A 20,108-nucleotide genomic window follows, 5' to 3' on the forward strand; every position below is an offset into this window, starting at 1 on the left:
CCAGGAGTGTAAGGCGGGCAACCGCTTGAGCGGACTGGTACTAATCGGCCGAGGGCTTGACCTAAAAGACAATAGCCGTTGGACATTGGACGTTTGACGGAGAAAGCTAAAGTGCATAGCTTAATAATCTTCTGTGCAGTTTTGAAGGATCAATCCTTCAAAAAATAGTCGAAGCTCGAATGTCGAAAGTCGACAGGCGAGATAATCCGGTGTCGATAGCTACGGGGACCCACCTGTTCCCATACCGAACACAGCAGTTAAGCCCGTAAACGCCGAAAGTACTTGGCTGGAGACGGCCTGGGAGGATAGGTAGACGCCGGTTACACCAAAAGAGCACCTAACACTAGGTGCTCTTTTGGTATTTTATAGTTTTGCCCTTATTAATTTTGCCAGCCAAAATACGTCTTTTACGCGGGTGCTGTAACGTTTTTAAATATTTAAGGGTTTATCGACATACTGTATACCTGCCACCGAAAGGGTAACTTGACCAGATGTCAAATCGGTTATTGTCTGACATAAAAAATTTTCCCTGTTTTTTTCAGCCAACACATGGATTGTTACCTGTTCGGCGAAATCTTTCTTTTTTATGATATAGTTATTGCTGTGCAGATAGTGTTCAACTATCCCCAATAAATCGTAATTAGCTTTAAGTATGAAATAAGTATGGGGAATTCTTTCCAAGATTCCTGCTGCCTGCAGTCCTAAAGCGGCCATTTTTCCGTAAGCCCTGATTAATCCGCCTGTGCCTAATTTTATTCCACCGAAATAGCGGGTAACGACAATTACGGCATCTGTTATTTTATTTTTCTTTAAAGTTTCGAGAATGGGTATGCCTGCCGTTCCAGCAGGTTCACCATCATCGTCGGCTTTTTGCTGCTGACCGTGTGAACCGATAATGAATGCAGAGCAGTTATGGGTAGCATCCCAATGCTTCTTTTTGACAGTTCCGATGTAATCAATGGCATCTTGGACAGAGATTGCCCGGTTAACTTGGACAATAAATTTGGATTTATTGATTTCTAGCGCTGTTTCCCCATAACCTTTCACTGTCCGATAACTTTCCATGTATTCCTCCTGTGCAAATATTTCCCTGGAAATAAATGTAATTCAATGTTGACATACTGGACAAAAAAAGGCATTCCTGCCGCCTACACGTTTGGTTTGAATGGGAGTGCCGCAGACATAACAGGGTTCGCCTGTCCGGTAAGCCACTTGCAGGTGAGGCGTATAACCACCGGTAATGGTATCGTCGCTCGAAAATTTTTCTTCATAGACGCCGCCGTAATTAATAGCATCATTTAGAATTCTACGGATACACCGGTAGAGGCTTTGCTTTTCTTCTTCTGAAAGGGTACTGCTTTTTCGCGTAGGAAGGATCTGGCTGCAAAAAAGAACTTCATTGGAGTACACATTCCCTATGCCGGCAATGAACTTTTGGTCTATCAGCAAGGGCTTTATCATTCCCTTGTGTTGTTGCAGAAGGTTATTAAAGATATCATAAGTGAAGGCAGGTGATAAAGGTTCAGGCCCCAGGGCGGCAAGTTCAGGTGTTTGTGCTAAGTCTGCTGTAGGAACTAGGTGAATGTATCCTAAATTCATTTTAAAAAACGCTAGGCGTTCGCCGTTGTCAAAACCGAGGAGAATAGAAGGTCGTTTTGCAATGATCTCATTTTTATAATAGAAACGAACAAAACCTTCAAGCATAAAATGCACTATAAAAGAAAATGTATTAGTCAGCGACAGGACAAGAATTTTTGCTCGGCGCTGTACCTGGCAAATTTCTTGAGCTATGAGAGCTTGTTGAAATAATTCGGGAGATGTATTAAGTGTTTTCGGACGGGATACTTCTACCTCTGCGATTTTTTTACCTTCTACGCTTCGCGCAAGATGTTTACGTAAGGTTTCAATTTCTGGAATTTCCGGCATAAACAAATCAGTCCTTTTGCGAACTTTTGGTCTAGGCCTTTGTAGTCTGAAAATAGTATACTAATAACTTGGGAAATTTACCCGAATTTTAGAAAAGATGAACCGCCAGGCCGAATAAGTCGGTCTGGCGGATTTCTTTACTTGCCGTTGGGGGCGATGACGGCTTTTATTACGCGGCAGTGTTCAACGTCCTCTAAAGCTTGATTAATATCGGTAAGACTATAGTGTCGGCTGATAAGACGTTCCCAGGCAAAACGTTGATGATATTTAGCCATGATTTGGATAGAACGGTAAAAGTGACTCAGGTCAATTCCCCAAACGCCTTTTATTGTCAGATGTTTTTTATTTAGGTCTAGGTGAGGATTAAAGGTAACTTCCCCGTTATCAGTATATTGACCAACGATGATATAAGTACCTGCATCCCGTACCATGGCCATACCTTCGTTTAAAGCAGACGGAACACCTGTTGCTTCAATTACTACGTCAGCGCCGCGGCCGCCAGTAAGCTCCTTTACTGCTGCGATCCTATCCGCTGTATCCATAGTTTCAATGTTAATAACGGCGCCAACTCCAAAATCCTCGGCCAGTTTGAGCCGTAGAGCGGGGGCGCCAACAACAATGACCTGTAGTGCGCCGGCCAGTTGTGCCAGGATGGCCGCGTTTAGGCCCACAGGGCCGCAGCCTTGGATTACCACGCTGTCCCCTAACTTTATTCCTGCCTGTTCAACGGCATGAAAAGCGGTAGGAAGACCACAGCCGCCACCAATAAAAGCTTCCGGTTTTATCTGCCATGGTAATTTGACAATTTTCACGCCCGGTTTCAAGTAGATTTTTTCGCTCCAACCACCTAAAATTCCATCCTGCACGCCATAGGTAATTCCATAAACTTTGCGGTGAGGGCAGCGGGTCGATGCTTTTGCAACCAGGCAATACCAGCAATTATGGCAAGTTTCATGAACATCTAAAAATGTGACCACATCGCCAGGATGAAGTAAGTTGCCGTCCACATCATAGACAGGTCCGTTGGTTTGTGTGATGCGCCCGACATTTATGTGTCCTGGAATAATTGGATAAGGAACACCGGCAAGGCGTCCATTGAACAAGTGAACGTCAGTTCCGCATACTTCGCTATAAATTGTTTCGAGTAAGGCAGCTCCATCTTCCAGCTTTGGCTCCGGCAAATCAACGATTCGCACTTTAGCAAGCGGCTTTTCCATGATTGCTGCTCGGATCATAGCCATACCCCTTTCTTGCGTTGATATTTAAAATATTTTGGAAAGAGGTATAGATTTCCTGCTAAGGAAAAGGCAAGAGGATGTCAAAATAAACCAAAAAAATTCAAAGAAAAAAGGAAATATACTTTTTACACAGAATTAATACACTAAAACGAACTAAAGCTTTGAAGCGGTGAAACCAAGTTATTTGGTTTTTGCATAAAAACACCTTCGCAATGAACGGGCCAAACCACAAAAAATCAAATTAGGATAATTATTTTTATTGTTGTGCATTATAAACCGGTTTTAAAAAGGTGGGACATATGACCGAGAGCAGTTTACTCCAGTCGTTTGTACGTGTGGCAAAATATATTCCACAGTTAGTAACCGGTAAAGTCGGTATGGTCGTTAGTGACCGGGAAAAATGGCTTGTGTCCTATTCTATTCCTGAACTGGCTAAACAAGTAGTGGTTGGCGAGCGCATCAAACCCGGTTCGGCCGTATACCAGGCCATGCAGAAACGGCAGAGAGTTGTCGTAGAGGTGGCTAAGGAAGTTTACGGAATTCCTTATATTGCCGTAAGTATGCCGATTATTGAGAACGGTGAAGTCATAGGAGCGGTCGCTATCCACGAATCATTGGAGAGAAAAGAAACGTTATTAACGGCCGCGCAGCAGCTTTCAAATTCCGCTACCGAGTTAGCCTCCTCTATACAATCTATCTTAGCCCAAGCGGAAGAATTGGCAGCCAGTGGGAAATTTTTAAAGGACCTCGCTCTGCAGGCTAATCAGCAGGTAAGCGAGACTGACACCGTTGTCAGGTTTATTCAGGATGTGGCTAGTCAGACAAACTTACTGGGACTGAACGCTGCTATTGAAGCTGCCCGGGTTGGGGAACACGGACGCGGATTCGGTGTAGTAGCTGATGAGGTCCGAAAGCTAGCTATCAACAGCGCTAGTTCTGCCACTCAAATTACCTCTATTCTTAATCGCATTAATCAATCTATTCAAAAAATCGCCGCAGAGATTACGCAAATCGATGCCGTAACCGAACATCAGGCAAATACGATCCAAAAACTAACGGCCCATAGTCAGGAACTGTTGGCTATGTCAGAGCAGCTGGCGAAGCTGGCCTCTCATCTTAATACAGATAATAAGCAATGATCTATAAATTAAATCCCTCGCCGGTCTTTTTACCAGCGGGGGATTTCTTTAGGTTTTATATACTCAAGTTCTATTCTACTAATTCGAGACGCGGATTGGGGCGGTAACTGCGCCCCACTTTAGCGCAAGGGCGCCCGTCAACCATGACAATATCTGCGGTAAAATTAATATTATTATTAAAAAGACTGCTTCCTACAGCATAGATGTCGACAGGTACTTTTTCTGCCTCAAACTGGGCAATACGTTCGGCCGTAAAGCCACCGGACACCATGATGCGAACATGGCCAAAACCAGCTTCATCAAGTGCTTTACGTACATTGAATACCAACTGCGGACAAACTCCGGTTGGCTTAAAAGTTCCCATGTAGGGGATAACAGACTGATCAACTAGGTTATCAGCCGTATCCAGGCGAACAGCCCATAGTTTTTCGCCCAGTTCTTTGGCTACTGCTAATGCTGTACCGACACAATCGTTATTGAAATCAACCAGTGCCACGCGATGAACAGCAGGGTCAATGTGCCGGTCAAATGCGCAAGTGGCTTTTACGGTGTCTCCACCATACGCGGCAATTAAGGCATGCGGAATAGTACCTAGCGCCGGGGCATGCCAATAAATTCCGTTGGCGGGAGTCGAAACACCGTGTATGCCGCCAATGTGGGCGGCATAGCCGTCACTTAGCTGGGTAGAATAGTGGTCGAAGCGGGATGGAAAGAAAAGAACGGGTTTACCATTTGCGGCTTTGACAGCTTGGTGGACGTTGGTAGCAATCTTGGTTTGTCGGGAAAGAACGCCGAGATACACTGTTTCGAGATGGGCGAAATCGGCTAAGTCTCCTTCAATTGTCATCACAGTCTCCCAGGGTTCGATCATGTCCCCGTCATGGAGGGCATGAATAGTAAGCTTTTCTGGATTAAAGGCACATTTTTTTATAATGGCTATTGCTTCGTCAATACCGCACAACATGGCATGCTGCCGTTGAAACACCTGCATCAAAACGCGGGGGTGATGATTATCTTTTGTCAATATTTCTTGGGTACGGAGAAAATAACTGTCACTATAAAAACCACTTTTGATTTCGTCAACAGGTATCCGAAAAACGTCTGGTGCCAAACGTTTTTTCATTCTAAATATCCTCCTAATACTTCATCTTTGTTGCTAAATTTTACATTATTAGTTATTATTCTACATATTATCTATGATACAATAAGATATATTTCACTGCAATACAGGAGGCTACCTTATGAGTTTCAATCCCCGCGTTATACAAATAGATAACGAACAGCAAGCCTGGGAAATCCTAACCCGCCTAGGCTGTGATCCGGCAGGTATCAAGATAATGGCGGGAAAGTCTGTTTTTAAAACTGTTATGCTGGAGAATGTTTCGAGCAAAGCGGCCAATCTCCTTAAACAGACTTTTCTCGCCAAAGGTGCTGAAGTGGCGGTGTCACGCGGGACGGCTGACCTCAGTGTGGAGACGACCGATGTAGTTGTTTGTGCAACTTTAAAGCAATACAGGTTAGCATTATCCCAACTGAAAGCTCAGCCTTGGGGCCTGCCGAAAGTGGCGGAGGAACTGGAAATGGTTTTGGCTGCAAGTGAAAATTTTCCTGTCCGTCATTTTTCCTGGGCTGACCGGCAGCTCAGCTTAAGTCCGGAGCGGACGATTATCATGGGAATTTTAAATGTAACACCTGATTCCTTTTCTGATGGCGGAAGGTATAATAATTTGGACGCTGCCCTGAAACAGGCAGAAAAAATGGTTAGAGACGGTGCTGATATTATCGATATCGGCGCTGAGTCGACCCGACCTTACGGAGCTGCTAAGATTTCGGCCGAAGAAGAAATGGAACGGCTGCTTCCTATCTTAGAAAAATTAGTGTCCACCGTTCCGGTGCCGATCTCGGTGGACACTTATAAAGCCACCGTTGCTGAAGAAGCCCTGAAACTTGGCGCCCATATCATCAATGATGTCTGGGGCCTGCAGGGCGATCCCTGTATGGCTGAAGTGGTGGCCAAATATCAAGTACCAGTTGTCGTAATGCATAATAAGACAGATGCCGTTTACGAGCGTGATATTATGGCTGAAATATGCGCCTTCCTGCGGCGCAGTCTGGAAATCGGCACGGCCGCCGGCATTCAAGCTGAGCATTTTATTGTGGACCCGGGAATTGGCTTTGGCAAAACACCTGACCAGAATTTGGCAATTATGGCCCGCCTCGACGAACTTAAGTCCTTAGGATGTCCCATATTGCTCGGTACGTCGCGCAAGCGGTTTATTGGCGAAGTGCTTAACTTACCTGTTGACGACCGGGTAGAAGGCACAGGGGCAACGGTAGCCTTAGGGATTGTCAAAGGGGTTAGCATTGTGCGCGTACACGACGTAAAGCAAATAGCACGTATTGCGCGGATGAGTGATGCCATGGTAAGGAGGCGGGGATGATGAGCGACCGGATTTTATTGCAAAACATGGTATTTTATGGCTATCATGGCGTACATGAACATGAACAGGAACATGGCCAGCGGTTTTATATAGACTTAGAAATAGAGGCCGATCTCGGTTTAGCGGGTAAGACTGATAACTTGGTAGATACCGTGGATTATACTTTGATTTACCGCATTGTCAAGGATATTGTGGAAACACGCCGTTTCCGGTTATTGGAGGCCTTGGCCGACCACATTGCTACCGCTGTCTTTAACACAGGTTCTTTGGTTAGCGCCGTTACCGTCAGGGTACGAAAACCGGCCGTACCTATTCCGGGTTCACTCGACTATGTACAGATTGAGATCACTCGGAGGCTAAGAACATGATAATTCTAGGGTTCGGTTCGAATATAGGCGACCGGGAAGAAAACATCCGCTTGGCTATACAGTTTCTGGGTAAGGACCCATCGATTGAGGTGTTACGTGTCTCGTCTCTATATGAAACGGAACCTGTTGGCAAGAAGGATCAACCGTCTTTTCTTAACGCGGTTGCAAGTATTGCGACGGCTTATGGCCCTGAGCAGCTTCTGGAAACCTGCCTGAGTGTGGAAAGGACATTGGGCAGAGTGCGTACCTTGAGGTGGGGACCTAGGACTATCGATATTGATATCTTAGTTTATAACGATGTCTGCATGAAAACGGATACACTCACCTTACCTCATCCCCGGATTTCAGAACGAAGATTTGTATTGGTTCCTTTGCAGGAAATCACTGGTGACCTGCCCGTTTATGGCGATCTAACCGCCGCTGAATTACTGGCACGCACTGCTGATAACAGCAAGGTGGAATGGTACGGAACCCTTTGAGAAGAGGAGTTTACCATGAAGCATAAGTTTCGCGTTCTCTTTATCACTGCCCCGATTGGAGCGGGTCATGTTCGCGCGGCGCAGGCAGTAAGCAAGGCGCTTCAGGACTTCCAACCCGGCGCGGAAACGGCTATTGCCAATGTTTTTGATTTCTTTCCCGCTGCCATTGGCAAATCGATACTGAAGATATATCTCGCCATTTTGGATTTGATTCCCGGTGCTTATGGCGCCATGTATGGCTGGGGGAATAAAAGTCCTTTGGCGGTAAAGGGGCGGGAATTAATAAGCCAATACCTTGCTCGTCAGATGAGACATTATATTTCCCAGTATCAGCCTTCTGCCGTTGTTTGTACTCATGCTACTCCGGCCGGACTTATAGCTCATTTAACCAAAACTGCTGGCTTGGATATTCCTACCTTTGCCGTTGTTACTGATTTTGTCGTGCATCGCCTATGGGTTTATCCGGAAATTGGTCATTATTTTGTTGCTAATGAAACCATGCGTAACTATCTCATTGAGCATGGAGTAGACTCAGCACGTATTTCTGTTATCGGCATACCAATAGATAGTGCCTTCGCTGTACCCAGCTCCCCCAATATATTGTCAAAGTTAGGTCTTGATCCAGAGCGGCGAACGATCCTGGTTATGGGGGGCGGGGCAGGCATATTGCCTATGGACAAAATTATTGATATATGTGACGGTCTCGACGTTTCGCTACAGCTTATAGTTGTTACTGGCAACAATGCTAAAATGTATGATAAAGTACTTCGCCGGGCCAAGGACGCCAGGCATCCAGTGCGGGTATTTGGCTTCGCCCACAATGTACATGAACTTATGACTGCCGCCAGCCTGCTTATATCCAAGCCTGGCGGCATGACGTCGGCAGAAGCTCTGGCGAAAGGCCTACCGATTTTAATTTATCGTCCCATACCTGGTCAAGAAGAAGCTAATACCCAATATCTATTAGCCCAGGGAGTCGCTGTACAGGCCAATCAGCTGCAAGAATTGAAAATACAGTTGGCGCGCCTACTTATTGACCATCCGGCAGATCTTGAGATGATGCGGCAACAAGCCTTAGCCTTGGGACGGCCATTCGCCGCCCAGGATGCTGCCCGTATTATCAATGATAAAATATCTCAATTTATGCCTTGACCAGAATTTTCATACCAGTTATAATAATCCCCAGCAGTTGCCTTTATAGGCAACTTTTTTCAAGGCGGTGCACGGGCAGATGGAGAGAATATATGCGGCAGCTCTGCAAATGGTGCCGGGAATCGGTTCTTCGCGGCTCAGGAACTTAATTGCTTTTTTTGGTAGCGCCCAGCAAGCCTGGCAGGCTAATAGGGGCGATTTATTTTTGTGTCGTTGTCTCGATGAGACCAGTTGTAATAATTTGCTTGTACACCGGGAAAAGATAGATATACATCGTTTAGCGGAACGGTGGCGTCAAGCTGGGATTTGCATTTGTCTGTTTACCGACCATGAATACCCGCCACTACTACGGGAAATTTTTAATCCGCCTTACGTTTTATTTTACCGAGGCAGGCTTCCCCGGACAGAGGAACTTCTAATTGCAATTGTTGGCGCCAGGCGGGCAACATCATACGGACGGAATGTCGCCCAAATGCTAGGTGCCGGGTTGGCTGCCGCCGGTATCGGTGTGGTCAGCGGCGCAGCAAGGGGTATTGATACGGCGGCGCACAAGGGGGCGCTGCAAAAAGGCCCAACCTATGCTGTATTAGGGTGTGGCGTGGACGTCTGTTATCCTCCGGAAAACGCCAAAATACTGGCCGAAATTGCCGAGACAGGTGGCATTATATCGGAATACGCCCCGGGCACGCCGCCACACGCCGGTCATTTTCCGGCGCGTAACCGTATTATAAACGGGATGTGCCGTGGCGTTGTCGTGGTGGAGGCAGGGGAAAGAAGCGGCGCTTTGATTACAGTCGACTATGCTTTGGAGGAGGGCAGGGATGTATTTGCCGTTCCCGGAAGCATATTTTCCGAAGGTAGTAAAGGCGTTCACCGCCTGCTTAAACAGGGCGCAAAGCTCGTTACCGAAGTTCAGGACATCCTAGAAGAATATGATGTGCGGCCAGTGTCTCATTATGCGGCTCCGGAACTTTTGCCTGATGAAGCTGCTGTTTATGGCAGTCTTGATTATGAACATCCTCTCAGCGTTGACGAAATTGTCGTAAAAACAAATCTTCCCGCATCTAAAGTAACATATGCACTCCTACAGCTTGAATTACGCGGCCTGATAGGCGAAGACGGCGCCAAGCGTTATATTCGCACGGCTAGGGAGGGAGACAGGTGAGTAAAGCGCTCGTTGTCGTGGAGTCGCCAGCTAAGGCTAAAACAATTGAAAAGTTTTTAGGTAGAAATTATACCGTCCGTGCTTCGATGGGGCATTTGCGCGATTTGCCGAAAAGTCAGTTTGGTGTTGATATAGAACAGGATTTTACTCCCAAATATATTAATATCCGCGGTAAGGGAGAAATTATAAAAAACCTGAAAGAAGAAGCAAAAAAAGCAGATGCAGTATTTCTTGCCACCGACCCGGATCGGGAAGGTGAAGCCATCGCCTGGCATTTGGCTCATATCTTGAATATACCAGCCGATAAAGCATGTAGGATTGAATTTAATGAGATTACTAAGACTGCCATTCAGCAGGCAATTAAAAAGCCGCGGCCAATTAACAAATATCGGGTAGATGCTCAACAGGCCCGACGTATTTTGGACCGCATTGTCGGCTACAAGCTTAGTCCGTTGCTGTGGCGTAAAGTGCGCAAAGGACTCAGTGCCGGGCGGGTGCAATCAGTGGCAGTGCGGCTGATTTGCGACCGCGAAAAAGAAATCCAAGCATTCGTTCCGGAAGAATATTGGACGCTGACGGCCAAACTAAGGGAGAAAGCCCGGGCAGCTTTATTTGAAGCGGAAGTAATCACCGTAGATGGCGAAAAAATCAAAATTGCCAACGAGACGCAGGCGGAAGCCTTTAAAACCGAGCTTGAACAGGCAGAGTTTACAATTTCCGAAATTAAACGTAAGGAGCGTCGCCGCAATCCGGCGCCACCTTTCACTACCAGCAGTCTCCAGCAGGACGCGGCGCGCAAGCTTGGGTTTACGTCCCGCAAAACCATGATGCTGGCTCAGCAACTTTACGAAGGATTGGATATCGGCAGCAAAGGCCCGGTAGGTCTTGTTACCTATATCCGTACCGATTCAACACGAGTTGCGGAAACTGCCCAACAAGAAGCGCGAAAATACATTGCGGACAAGTATGGCAGTTCTTATTTGCCAGAACGTCCTCCCATCTATGCTAATAAAAAAGCCCAAGATGCGCATGAGGCGATCAGGCCGACCAGTCTTGAACTGGAGCCGCAAAGTTTGGCTAATTTTCTTACCCGTGATCAACTTAAACTGTATACGCTTATTTGGGAGCGGTTTCTTGCCAGTCAAATGGCAGCCGCTGTTTATGACACTCTAGCGGTAGACATTACGGCTGGCCGGTTTGGCCTTAGGGCCACAGGATCCCAACTTAAATTTCCGGGTTTCATGGCAGTGTACACCGAAGCAAAAGATGAGGAAGAAAAAGAAAAAGATATTCAACTGCCGGAGCTTATGCTTGGCCAGACGCTAAAATTGGCCAAAATTGTTCCCAAACAGCATTTCACACAGCCGCCGCCCCGCTATACCGAGGCTTCACTGGTAAAAACACTGGAAGAGAAGGGGATCGGCCGCCCCAGTACCTACGCCCCCATAATTCAGACGATTATTGAACGCGGATATGTACAGCGTGTTGATAAGAAGTTTCAACCAACTGAGTTAGGGTTTGTAGTTGTCGATCTGCTAAAACGCCATTTTCCCGATATCGTGGACGTAGAGTTTACCGCGAGCATGGAAGACCGTCTTGATGATATCGCCGAAGGTGAAATTTCCCATGTTGAGGTGCTCCGGAATTTTTACCAACCCTTTGCAGAGACGTTAAGCAATGCTGAGAAAGAAATCCTTCAGGTAGAGCTTCCCGTTGAAGTATCGGACGTGAAGTGCGAAAACTGTGGGCGTTTTATGGTAGTTAAACACGGACGTTATGGCAATTTTTTGGCCTGTCCGGGTTTTCCGGAATGTCGCAACACCAAGTCAATTTTAAAAACAATGGGGGTAAGGTGTCCTAAGTGTCAAGGTGAGATTGTAGAGCGACGGACAAAACGGGGTAAGGTTTTTTACGGCTGTGAAAACTATCCAGCTTGCGAATTTGTAACTTGGGATACGCCTTTGCAGGAAACGTGCAAAACTTGTGGTTCGTTTATGGCCCGCCATAGTTTCAAAAAAGGCAGTTCGAAAGTAGTCTGCGCTAACCCTGCCTGTCCTACAAATGAGCAGATACCGGCGGCTAAATCTGAGGATTCAAAAACTAGCGGTAAGCGGAGGAAAAAAAGTGGGTAGAGTAACAGTAATCGGGGCCGGTCTGGCTGGCAGCGAGGCAGCTTGGCAAATTGCTGAGGCCGGTGTGGACGTAGATTTATTCGAAATGCGTCCTAAGGTTATGACGCCGGCGCATCATACCGGTTTTTTTGCTGAGCTTGTCTGCAGCAATTCTCTCCGGGCTGCGGCGGTTGAAAATGCGGTCGGTCTATTAAAAGAAGAAATGCGGCGGCTTAATTCCATTATTATGCGGGCCGCCGATGCTAACCGCGTTCCCGCGGGAGGCGCTTTGGCCGTAGACCGGGAAAAGTTTAGCCGAATGGTAACCGACCTTATCTCATCACATCCTCGTATCCGAGTGATAGCTGAAGAAGTAAAAGATATTCCTAAAGCTCAGCCGCTGGTTATTGCCAGCGGTCCTTTGACTTCTCCTGCTTTATCCGAGGCCATCGCGCGGTTGACCGGACATGATTATCTGTATTTTTACGATGCTGCCGCGCCGCTTGTAACCGCCGATTCGCTGAACATGGATAAAATCTATCGCGCTTCCCGTTACGGAAAAGGGGATGATGACTACCTTAATTGTCCAATGACCAAAGAAGAATATGAAAGGTTTTGGCATGAACTGGTTCATGCCGAAACGGCTCCGGTAAAAGAATTTGAAAAAGAAGTATTTTTTGAAGGATGTATGCCTGTTGAAGTAATGGCCAAACGCGGTATCGACACGTTGCGGTTTGGCCCAATGAAACCGGTGGGGCTAAGACATCCCGTAACGGGAGAAGTCCCGTATGCCGTGGTACAGCTTCGCCAAGACAATGGGGCAGCAACTCTATACAATATCGTTGGTTTTCAGACTCACCTTAAATGGCCGGAACAAAAGCGTGTTTTTAGGCTAATACCGGGACTGGAGAATGCAGAATTTGCGCGTTATGGCGTAATGCATCGCAATACTTTTATTAATTCTCCGAAACTCCTAAAACCCACTCTCCAGATGCAGAGCAATCCCGATATTCTATTTGCCGGACAAATCACCGGTGTTGAGGGATATGTAGAATCGGCGGCTTGCGGCATAGTCGCCGGCATCAATGCCGCTCGGCTGGCCCGCGGGCAGGAGCCAATAGTTTTTCCTGAGGAGACGGCCCATGGTGCGCTTTGCCGGTACATTACTCATGCGGATCCTCGACATTTCCAACCTATGAATGTAAATTTCGGGTTGCTTCCTTCCCTGGATCAGCCGGTCCGTGACAAAAAACGGAAAAATGCGCTTATTGCCAAGAGGGCGATTGCCAGTCTGGAAAATTTTATAGAAAAATTAGACAATGGTCTTGCATAAAATTACCGCTTATGCTAGTATAAATTAATGAGTTTGGTCTAACAGGATTTTCGACAAAAAACGAGGTATTATGCGCTTCTGCCGACAGCAAATAGAACAATTTTTTCGATATCTACGGTTAGAGAAAAACGCCTCCCCGCACACGGTAAAGAGTTACCGAGAGGACATTGAACAATTCTGGGAATTTGCCCTCCAACATGAGGGAGGCGAGGTGCATTTCGCCGCCATTACTCCCTTGCTTATCCGCACCTATTTGGCAAAGCTGAAGGCTGATGATTATGCACGCACGACCATTGCCCGGCGGATTGCCGCGTTGCGCTCTTTTTACCGTTTTTTATGCCGGGAAGGTTTAGTCGATATTAATCCTTTTAAACTAGTTCACACACCTAAAATCGAAAAAAAACTGCCTGTTTTTTTAGACGAGGGGGAAATTACAGACCTATTGGAACTGCCGGCTGATGATGCACTTGGCCGGCGTGATGCGGCGATAATGGAATTGCTATACGCCTCTGGAGTTCGTGTTGCTGAACTGACAGGTCTGAAAACTGGTGATGTGGATTTGGTCAGTCGTTTTATCATTGTCTGTGGCAAAGGAGCCAAAGAGCGCATTGTGCCCATAGGGCGTACAGCGGCAACAGCTCTGGAACACTATCTAGCTGATGCCCGCCCGCAACTATACAGCAAATGGCGTAAAGAACAACACCAATATTTATTTGTCAACAGCAAAGGTGGACCGCTTACTGATCGCAGCGTAAGAAGAATTGTTGACAAATACGTAGCTATTCTTGCTGTTGCTAAAAAAGTTAGTCCTCATACCATCCGGCATACCTTTGCCACACATATGCTAAATAATGGTGCGGACTTACGCTCTGTGCAAGAAATGCTTGGGCATGTCAACCTTTCGACCACACAACTGTATACCCATGTTACGAAAGAAAGGCTCAAGGCAGTTTACCGGGAGACTCATCCCCGAGCATAGGAGGTGGAAGGGTTATGTTTCATGCAACAACTATTGTCGCTGTGCGCCATCAGGGGAAAACGGCCATTGCCGGGGACGGCCAAGTTACTTTTGGCGGCAATACGGTTATGAAACACAATGCGAAAAAAGTGCGCCGTCTGTACCATGGCAAAATTTTGGCCGGTTTTGCTGGTTCAGTTGCCGATGCTTTTACGCTGTTTGGCAAATTTGAAAGCAAACTGGAAGAGTTTAACGGCAACATTATGCGCGCTGCCGTTGAATTGGCAAAAGAATGGCGAATGGATAAGGTGCTCAGGCGCCTAGAAGCGCTTTTAATTGTTTGCGATGCTCAATCAATGCTAATTATATCTGGTAACGGCGAGGTGATCGAGCCGGATGATGGTATTACCGCGATTGGTTCCGGCGGTCCTTACGCCCTGGCCGCAGCCCGAGCGCTAGTTAAGCATTCCGGCTTATCTGCGGCGGAGATTGCCAGAGAAGCGCTCCAAATTGCCGCTGCGATTTGTGTTTTCACCAATGACCAGATCACGGTAGAGGAACTTTAAAGGGGGGGAGTGCGGGGGATGGAACTAACCCCAAAACAAATCGTCGCCCAATTAAATAAATATATTGTTGGGCAGCATGAGGCGAAAAAAGCAGTAGCTGTAGCCTTGCGCAACCGCTGGCGCAGCAAGCAGCTTCCAGCGGAACTCAAGGAAGAAATCATTCCCAAAAATATTCTTATGATCGGTCCTACCGGCGTAGGTAAAACAGAAATTGCCCGTCGCCTGGCCAAGTTGGTTAATGCTCCTTTTGTAAAAGTGGAAGCAACGAAATTTACGGAAATTGGTTATGTAGGACGCGACGTGGAATCTATGGTGCGCGATTTGGTGGAAACGGCTATCCGTATGGTCAAGCAGGAAAAAATGCTTGAGGTTAATGACCGCGCGCGGGAGTTGGCGGATGAGCGCATCATAGACCATTTTTATCCTCCCGCCAAAAAAGAACCACCGCGGAATCCTTTTGAGATACTGTTCACCGGGGGAATGAGCCCGCAAAAAGAACAGCAACCGGCGCCCGAGCCGCCTCGGCAGGATGTTGGCAGAGAGTGGTGGCGTAAGCGGCTGAAGCAAGGTGAGTTAGAGGACGAACTTATTGAAATTACGGTTGAAGACAGTTCGCATCCAATGGTCGGCATGTTCGCGGGTGCTGGTATTGAAGAGATGGGAATCAATCTTCAAGATATGCTTGGAAGTTTGCTGCCGAAAAAGCAGAAGAAGCGTAAAGTCACAGTTGCGAATGCCCGCAAGATTTTTACGCAGGAAGAAGCGCAAAAGCTAATTGATATGGATGATGTAATCGCTGAGGCAGTTTATCAGGCAGAAAACTATGGGATTATCTTTTTAGATGAAATTGATAAAATTGCCGGGCGCGGACATTCCTCCGGGCCTGATGTTTCGCGGGAAGGTGTACAGCGCGATATTCTGCCTATTGTCGAAGGTTCCACGGTAATGACTAAATACGGCCCGGTGAAGACCGACCATATTTTGTTTATTGCCGCCGGCGCTTTTCACATTTCCAAGCCTTCTGACCTAATCCCCGAATTGCAGGGGCGCTTTCCCATCCGTGTAGAACTTACCAGCTTGTCAAAAGAAGATTTCCGACAAATTCTCACCGAGCCGGCTAATGCCCTCATTAAGCAATATACCGGGTTATTAGCAACGGAAGGTATAATAATCGAGTTTACCGAAGATGCTATTGATGAATTAGCAGAAATTGCATGCAAAGTAAATGCGCAAACGGAAAACATTGGGGCGCGCCGCCTACATACCGTTTTGGAAAAATTATTGGAAGACCTTGCTTTTGAAGCTCCTGATTTGACAGAGAAGCATATTGTCATTGATCGGCAGTATGTGCAGTCTAAACTCGAGCACATCGTTGTTAACCAGGATCTATCTCATTATATTTTATAATTATGGTTTTTCATTTATTTTTAATTTTAATTAAGTAAGTATGAAAGGTAGGAGAATGAACCGTGCCATCATTGCTGGATCGCACTCGAAAAATTAATAAATTGCTGCAAAAAGCCGAAAAAGTCCAATATGACGATATTTCTTCTGTATTAAGCAGTGTAATGAGCGCCAACGTCTACATTGTCAGCAAAGAAGGCGCCGTTTTAGGGTATGCCCTCATTGACGATTTCGAATGTGACTTAATGCGCGACAGAGTCCTCAAACAGGGAAACTTCCCAGAACGCTACGTCGAATGGCTGCTCAAAATCAGTGAAACTTCGCCCAACCTCCGCCTGGAAAGCGGTATGTGTGCTTTTAGCGAAGGTACGGCGTGCATATTTAATGATAAGTTTACGACTATCGTTCCTATTCATGGCGGCGGTGAAAGAATTGGCACGTTGATTGTTGCTAAATTCCACGAGGAGTTTACGGACGATGACCTTATTTTAGCGGAATACGGTGCTACCGTCGTTGGTATGGAAATCTTGCGGGACCGCAGTGACAAAATTGAAGAAGAAGCTAGAAAAAAAGCAACCGTTCAGGTTGCGCTTGGAACTCTTTCTTACTCTGAACTGGAGGCGGTTATGCACATCCTTGGAGAACTGGAAGGCAATGAAGGGTTGCTAGTGGCGAGTAAAATTGCCGACCGGGTTGGCATTACCCGCTCTGTTATTGTCAACGCGCTTCGTAAATTTGAAAGCGCAGGTGTTATTGAGTCCAAGTCACTGGGCATGAAGGGAACTTATATCAAGGTGCTTAACGACCGGCTATTAGATGAACTAAAAAAAATTAAAAAGTAATCAGAGTGTAGACAAAACCCGCTTTCAAGCCGTAAGGCAAGGAAGCGGGTTTTTGGATATTGTGCGCCCGGCATGAGGCATACGGACTAAACCAATTTTCACATAAAATAGGACTTTTGTCGGTTTTTCGCTTCTTATAGCAATTATTATGTAGTTTTAAAGGATTTTCCCGATTCTTGTAGAACTAATCACTGAACTTAGCAAATTTTACTAATTACGGAGTTTACAGAAAGTGAGCTGGTTTGGGTGTTCGACGCCTTAGTCTCCTCTCCGCACGTAAAAGTTTTAGAGAGGGCTTTAGCGGCTGCTGCTCTGCGGCACAAAGTCATTAGTAATAATATTGCCAATGTAAACACGCCAGGCTTTAAACGCAGTGAGGTGCACTTTGAAGAGCATCTAAAGCAGGCTCTTACCGGAAAATCAGGTCTTTCCAGGACACATCAGCGACACCTAGCGGCAAAGAGTGATGATCTTTCTATTGAAATAATGGCCGTCACCAATACTGCCTTTCGTGCTGACGGCAATAACGTCGATATTGATTTTGAAATGGCCGAAATGGCAAAAAACAACATTTACTATGACGCTGTTGCGCAGCAACTCTATCGTTATTTTAGCAACCTTAAGTCCGTTATTAATGAAGGGAGACGTTAGATATGGGTTTATTTGGCGCAATTGATGCGGCCGCATCCGGCATGACGGCGGAGCGTCTCAGGATGGACGTTATTTCTAACAATATTGCCAATGCCAACACCACCCGCACAGCGGAAGGCGGACCTTACCGGCGTCAAATGGTTATATTCCAGCCTCGCTTAGGTCAAAAGTCTTTCGCTGATTTGTTTTCCAATGAACTGGAAAACGTTGGCGTTAGGGTGGTGGGTATTGTTAAGGATAATGCACCTTTTCGCCAAGTGTATGATCCTAATCATCCCGATGCCAACGCTGATGGCTATGTGACAATGCCCAATGTGAACATCATTGCTGAGATGGTTGATATGATGACTGCAGCCAGGGCTTATGAGGCCAATGTAACCGCTATAAACGCGGCGAAAAACATGGCTCTGAAAGCGCTGGAAATCGGACGATAGGGAGGAAGCAAGTAATGCAGATCAAAAAATTGGGTCTTTCTCCTGTGGGAAGCCGCATTAATATAGAGGAAGCGGCTTCCGCGCGGAACGATCATAAAGACTTTGCCCAATTTTTGACAGACGCGTTGCGGGACGTCAACCGGCTACAGCATGAAGCGCAGCAGGCTTCTCTTAATTTGGCGGCCGGTAAAGTGCAGGATATTTCCGAGGTTGTCATTGCAGCAGAAAAAGCTACGATCGCCTTACAACTTACCATGCAGGTGCGCAATAAGGTAGTTGATGCCTACCAGGAAGTTATGCGCATGCAGGTATAGTTGCGGGATGATTATTTGTCACTGAAAGGTTGGGGACCATGGCTGACTGGAAAGAGCAGTCCCTGCAGATCTGGCGGAGCCTAGGCAAGAAACAGCGCTATTTAATTGCCGCTTCAGCCTTTTTCGTTTTTGCGGTAATTTTACTGTGGAGCTACTGGTGGGGCGGGCGCATTGACTACGTTCCACTATATACTGGCCTGGATCTTAAGGATGCCGGTGAAGTGGTCAGTAAACTAAAGGAAATGAAGGTTCCGCACCAGATTGAGGCCAATGGGACGGCTATTCTCGTACCCGCAAAGGATGTGCACCGTGTCAGGCTGGAATTAGCTAGCCAGGGGCTGCCACGCGGATATAAGGGATTTGAAATTTTTGACCAAACTAAATTCGGCGTTACCGATTTTCAGCAGAAAGTCTACCTTTTACAAGCTTTGCAGGGCGAGTTAACCCGCACGATTGAACAAATGGCCGAAGTAGAAAAGGCCAGGGTGCATATTGTGCTTTCGGAAGACAGTTTGTATAAAAAAAATGAAAAACCGGCAACAGCCTCCGTTATGTTGAAACTTCGGCCCGGCGTTCAGTTATCACGCGAACAAGTTCGCGGCATCGTCAATCTTGTTGCCCACAGTATTCAGGGGCTTAAGCCGGAAAATGTCACGGTAGTTGACAACTATGCCCGTGTACTTAATGATCAGATGGAAACTCCTTTTACTACTGGCGCGATTACAGTTACGCAGCTTGAACTGACAAAAAAAATTCAGGAGGATTTGCAGAAAAATATTCATACCCTGTTGGAGCAGGTTTTGGGACCAGGCAAAGCGGCGGCACGCGTGAATGTGGAACTTAATTTCGACCAACGCACGATTGATCGACAGACTTTCGAGCCTGTCGCTGACGATAAGGGAATTATTCGGAGCATGCAAGAAATGTCCGAATCTTACCGTGGCTCTGCGCCCGCTCCTGGAGGCGTGCCCGGCACCACAGCTAACATTCCCGGTTATGTGACAGGCGCAAATAATCAGTCGAATTACGAGAAAAAAGAAATAACCCGTAATTATGAGATTAATGAAACCAAGGAAAGGGTTGTTACGGCGCCGGGGACGATAAAGCGGTTAACGGTAGCAGTATTGATTGATGCCAGTATCGATCGGGCAAAGCAGGAAAGCATTGCTAAAACGGTTGCATCGGCTGTAGGTTTGAATCCGTCGCGCGGTGATACGATTTCGGTGGAAAGCATTCCCTTCAGCACCGAGCTGCAGGAAAGACAACGTCGGGAAGAACAGGCTTTAGAACAGCAACAGCGGCAAGAGTTGTGGTTAAGGGTTGGCGCCGCGGCAATCGGACTTATCGCGCTTTTATACATCGTGCGTTTGTTGGTGCGACGCCGCCTTCAAAAAGAAGAACTCGAAGTTGTAACCATTGCCCCGCCGCAGCCGCAGCCTGTCCCGGCTAAGAGCAAAGAACTTACGCCGCAGGAAAAAGAACGGCTGCAGCAACGGGAGGCAGTCGCGAAACTGGCAAAATCCAAACCCGAAGAAGTAGCGCATTTAATCAAAACCTGGTTGGCCGAAGAGTAGCTCAAGCGAGGGG

Annotated in this window: 20 protein-coding genes and 1 rRNA gene; 17 read left to right on the plus strand and 4 right to left on the minus strand. The window is 46.8% G+C overall.

Going from position 1 to position 20,108, the window contains the following annotated elements:
• The first annotated feature begins 205 nt into the window (after positions 1-205).
• Positions 206-322: ribosomal RNA gene (gene rrf, locus BLQ99_RS06685) — 5S ribosomal RNA — on the plus strand.
• A 107-nt stretch (positions 323-429) separates the two neighbouring features.
• On the opposite strand, the gene BLQ99_RS06690 is transcribed toward rrf, so the two are convergent.
• From BLQ99_RS06690 to BLQ99_RS06700, 3 genes are all read right to left on the minus strand, one after another.
• The gene (locus tag BLQ99_RS06690) at positions 430-1,065 is read right to left on the minus strand and encodes a YigZ family protein (protein ID WP_093689375.1); all 636 of its coding nucleotides are present in this window, start codon (positions 1,063-1,065) and stop codon (positions 430-432) included.
• A 42-nt stretch (positions 1,066-1,107) separates the two neighbouring features.
• Positions 1,108-1,926 carry a bifunctional DNA-formamidopyrimidine glycosylase/DNA-(apurinic or apyrimidinic site) lyase gene (mutM, locus tag BLQ99_RS06695; protein ID WP_093689377.1) on the minus strand — a complete coding sequence of 273 codons (819 nt, stop codon included), beginning with the start codon at positions 1,924-1,926 and terminating at the stop codon, positions 1,108-1,110.
• A gap of 137 nt (positions 1,927-2,063) precedes the next feature.
• A complete protein-coding gene (locus BLQ99_RS06700) occupies positions 2,064-3,161 on the minus strand; it encodes a zinc-binding dehydrogenase (protein ID WP_093689379.1) in 1,098 nt (365 codons plus the stop codon).
• A gap of 302 nt (positions 3,162-3,463) precedes the next feature.
• Between BLQ99_RS06700 and BLQ99_RS06705 the strand changes: the two genes are divergently transcribed.
• Positions 3,464-4,303, plus strand: coding sequence for a methyl-accepting chemotaxis protein (locus tag BLQ99_RS06705; RefSeq protein WP_093689381.1), 840 nt, complete (start codon positions 3,464-3,466; stop codon positions 4,301-4,303).
• A gap of 70 nt (positions 4,304-4,373) precedes the next feature.
• Here the strand turns inward: BLQ99_RS06705 and BLQ99_RS06710 are convergent, their stop codons facing one another.
• Entirely contained in the window at positions 4,374-5,426 is a 1,053-nt protein-coding gene (locus tag BLQ99_RS06710; RefSeq protein ID WP_093689383.1) for a nicotinate phosphoribosyltransferase, read from the minus strand.
• A 118-nt stretch (positions 5,427-5,544) separates the two neighbouring features.
• Here BLQ99_RS06710 and folP point away from each other — a divergent pair, with 118 nt between their 5' ends.
• The 15 genes from folP (at position 5,545) to fliF (ending at position 20,095) form a co-directional block, all read left to right on the plus strand.
• Entirely contained in the window at positions 5,545-6,744 is a 1,200-nt protein-coding gene (folP, locus tag BLQ99_RS06715; protein ID WP_093689385.1) for a dihydropteroate synthase, read from the plus strand.
• The gene (folB, locus tag BLQ99_RS06720; protein WP_245690317.1) at positions 6,744-7,112 is read left to right on the plus strand and encodes a dihydroneopterin aldolase; all 369 of its coding nucleotides are present in this window, start codon (positions 6,744-6,746) and stop codon (positions 7,110-7,112) included. Before folP ends, folB begins: the two co-directional genes overlap by 1 nt.
• Positions 7,109-7,591 carry a 2-amino-4-hydroxy-6-hydroxymethyldihydropteridine diphosphokinase gene (gene folK / locus BLQ99_RS06725; RefSeq protein ID WP_093689389.1) on the plus strand — a complete coding sequence of 161 codons (483 nt, stop codon included), beginning with the start codon at positions 7,109-7,111 and terminating at the stop codon, positions 7,589-7,591. The genes folB and folK overlap by 4 nt, the downstream gene beginning before the upstream one ends.
• Positions 7,592-7,606: 15 nt before the next feature.
• Positions 7,607-8,743, plus strand: coding sequence for an MGDG synthase family glycosyltransferase (locus BLQ99_RS06730; protein WP_093689391.1), 1,137 nt, complete (start codon positions 7,607-7,609; stop codon positions 8,741-8,743).
• 79 nt (positions 8,744-8,822) lie between these two features.
• Positions 8,823-9,908, plus strand: a complete 1,086-nt coding sequence (gene dprA, locus BLQ99_RS06735) for a DNA-processing protein DprA (RefSeq protein WP_093689393.1) — start codon at positions 8,823-8,825, stop codon at positions 9,906-9,908.
• A complete protein-coding gene (gene topA, locus BLQ99_RS06740; RefSeq protein WP_093689395.1) occupies positions 9,905-12,040 on the plus strand; it encodes a type I DNA topoisomerase in 2,136 nt (711 codons plus the stop codon). Before dprA ends, topA begins: the two co-directional genes overlap by 4 nt.
• Positions 12,033-13,352: a methylenetetrahydrofolate--tRNA-(uracil(54)-C(5))-methyltransferase (FADH(2)-oxidizing) TrmFO gene (gene trmFO, locus BLQ99_RS06745; protein ID WP_093689397.1), complete on the plus strand. Its 1,320-nt coding sequence runs from the start codon at positions 12,033-12,035 to the stop codon at positions 13,350-13,352. Before topA ends, trmFO begins: the two co-directional genes overlap by 8 nt.
• Positions 13,353-13,422: 70 nt before the next feature.
• Positions 13,423-14,331: a tyrosine recombinase XerC gene (gene xerC, locus BLQ99_RS06750; protein WP_093689399.1), complete on the plus strand. Its 909-nt coding sequence runs from the start codon at positions 13,423-13,425 to the stop codon at positions 14,329-14,331.
• A gap of 14 nt (positions 14,332-14,345) precedes the next feature.
• Positions 14,346-14,876 carry an ATP-dependent protease subunit HslV gene (gene hslV, locus BLQ99_RS06755; RefSeq protein WP_093689401.1) on the plus strand — a complete coding sequence of 177 codons (531 nt, stop codon included), beginning with the start codon at positions 14,346-14,348 and terminating at the stop codon, positions 14,874-14,876.
• 18 nt (positions 14,877-14,894) lie between these two features.
• Positions 14,895-16,283 carry an ATP-dependent protease ATPase subunit HslU gene (hslU, locus tag BLQ99_RS06760; RefSeq protein WP_093689403.1) on the plus strand — a complete coding sequence of 463 codons (1,389 nt, stop codon included), beginning with the start codon at positions 14,895-14,897 and terminating at the stop codon, positions 16,281-16,283.
• A 62-nt stretch (positions 16,284-16,345) separates the two neighbouring features.
• On the plus strand, positions 16,346-17,122 hold the full coding sequence (gene codY, locus BLQ99_RS06765) for a GTP-sensing pleiotropic transcriptional regulator CodY (RefSeq protein ID WP_093689405.1): 777 nt from the start codon (positions 16,346-16,348) through the stop codon (positions 17,120-17,122).
• Positions 17,123-17,368: 246 nt separating this feature from the next.
• Positions 17,369-17,773: a flagellar basal body rod protein FlgB gene (flgB, locus tag BLQ99_RS06770; RefSeq protein WP_093689407.1), complete on the plus strand. Its 405-nt coding sequence runs from the start codon at positions 17,369-17,371 to the stop codon at positions 17,771-17,773.
• 2 nt (positions 17,774-17,775) lie between these two features.
• On the plus strand, positions 17,776-18,207 hold the full coding sequence (gene flgC / locus BLQ99_RS06775) for a flagellar basal body rod protein FlgC (RefSeq protein WP_093689409.1): 432 nt from the start codon (positions 17,776-17,778) through the stop codon (positions 18,205-18,207).
• Positions 18,208-18,221: 14 nt separating this feature from the next.
• Positions 18,222-18,521 carry a flagellar hook-basal body complex protein FliE gene (gene fliE / locus BLQ99_RS06780; RefSeq protein WP_093689411.1) on the plus strand — a complete coding sequence of 100 codons (300 nt, stop codon included), beginning with the start codon at positions 18,222-18,224 and terminating at the stop codon, positions 18,519-18,521.
• A gap of 38 nt (positions 18,522-18,559) precedes the next feature.
• A complete protein-coding gene (gene fliF, locus BLQ99_RS06785) occupies positions 18,560-20,095 on the plus strand; it encodes a flagellar basal-body MS-ring/collar protein FliF (protein ID WP_093689413.1) in 1,536 nt (511 codons plus the stop codon).
• The last annotated feature ends 13 nt before the right edge of the window (positions 20,096-20,108 follow it).

This window comes from Sporolituus thermophilus DSM 23256 (assembly GCF_900102435.1).
GTDB lineage: Bacteria > Bacillota > Negativicutes > Sporomusales > Thermosinaceae > Thermosinus > Thermosinus thermophilus.

Excerpts from the sequence above, each read along its gene's own strand:
- BLQ99_RS06690 (WP_093689375.1), bottom strand. The coding sequence starts at position 1,065 with ATGGAAAGTTATCGGACAGTGAAAGGTTATGGGGAAACAGCGCTAGAA.
- mutM (WP_093689377.1), bottom strand. The coding sequence starts at position 1,926 with ATGCCGGAAATTCCAGAAATTGAAACCTTACGTAAACATCTTGCGCGA.
- BLQ99_RS06700 (WP_093689379.1), bottom strand. The coding sequence starts at position 3,161 with ATGATCCGAGCAGCAATCATGGAAAAGCCGCTTGCTAAAGTGCGAATC.
- BLQ99_RS06705 (WP_093689381.1), top strand. The coding sequence starts at position 3,464 with ATGACCGAGAGCAGTTTACTCCAGTCGTTTGTACGTGTGGCAAAATAT.
- BLQ99_RS06710 (WP_093689383.1), bottom strand. The coding sequence starts at position 5,426 with ATGAAAAAACGTTTGGCACCAGACGTTTTTCGGATACCTGTTGACGAA.
- folP (WP_093689385.1), top strand. The coding sequence starts at position 5,545 with ATGAGTTTCAATCCCCGCGTTATACAAATAGATAACGAACAGCAAGCC.
- folB (WP_245690317.1), top strand. The coding sequence starts at position 6,744 with ATGAGCGACCGGATTTTATTGCAAAACATGGTATTTTATGGCTATCAT.
- folK (WP_093689389.1), top strand. The coding sequence starts at position 7,109 with ATGATAATTCTAGGGTTCGGTTCGAATATAGGCGACCGGGAAGAAAAC.
- BLQ99_RS06730 (WP_093689391.1), top strand. The coding sequence starts at position 7,607 with ATGAAGCATAAGTTTCGCGTTCTCTTTATCACTGCCCCGATTGGAGCG.
- dprA (WP_093689393.1), top strand. The coding sequence starts at position 8,823 with ATGGAGAGAATATATGCGGCAGCTCTGCAAATGGTGCCGGGAATCGGT.
- xerC (WP_093689399.1), top strand. The coding sequence starts at position 13,423 with ATGCGCTTCTGCCGACAGCAAATAGAACAATTTTTTCGATATCTACGG.
- hslV (WP_093689401.1), top strand. The coding sequence starts at position 14,346 with ATGTTTCATGCAACAACTATTGTCGCTGTGCGCCATCAGGGGAAAACG.
- hslU (WP_093689403.1), top strand. The coding sequence starts at position 14,895 with ATGGAACTAACCCCAAAACAAATCGTCGCCCAATTAAATAAATATATT.
- flgC (WP_093689409.1), top strand. The coding sequence starts at position 17,776 with ATGGGTTTATTTGGCGCAATTGATGCGGCCGCATCCGGCATGACGGCG.
- fliE (WP_093689411.1), top strand. The coding sequence starts at position 18,222 with ATGCAGATCAAAAAATTGGGTCTTTCTCCTGTGGGAAGCCGCATTAAT.
- fliF (WP_093689413.1), top strand. The coding sequence starts at position 18,560 with ATGGCTGACTGGAAAGAGCAGTCCCTGCAGATCTGGCGGAGCCTAGGC.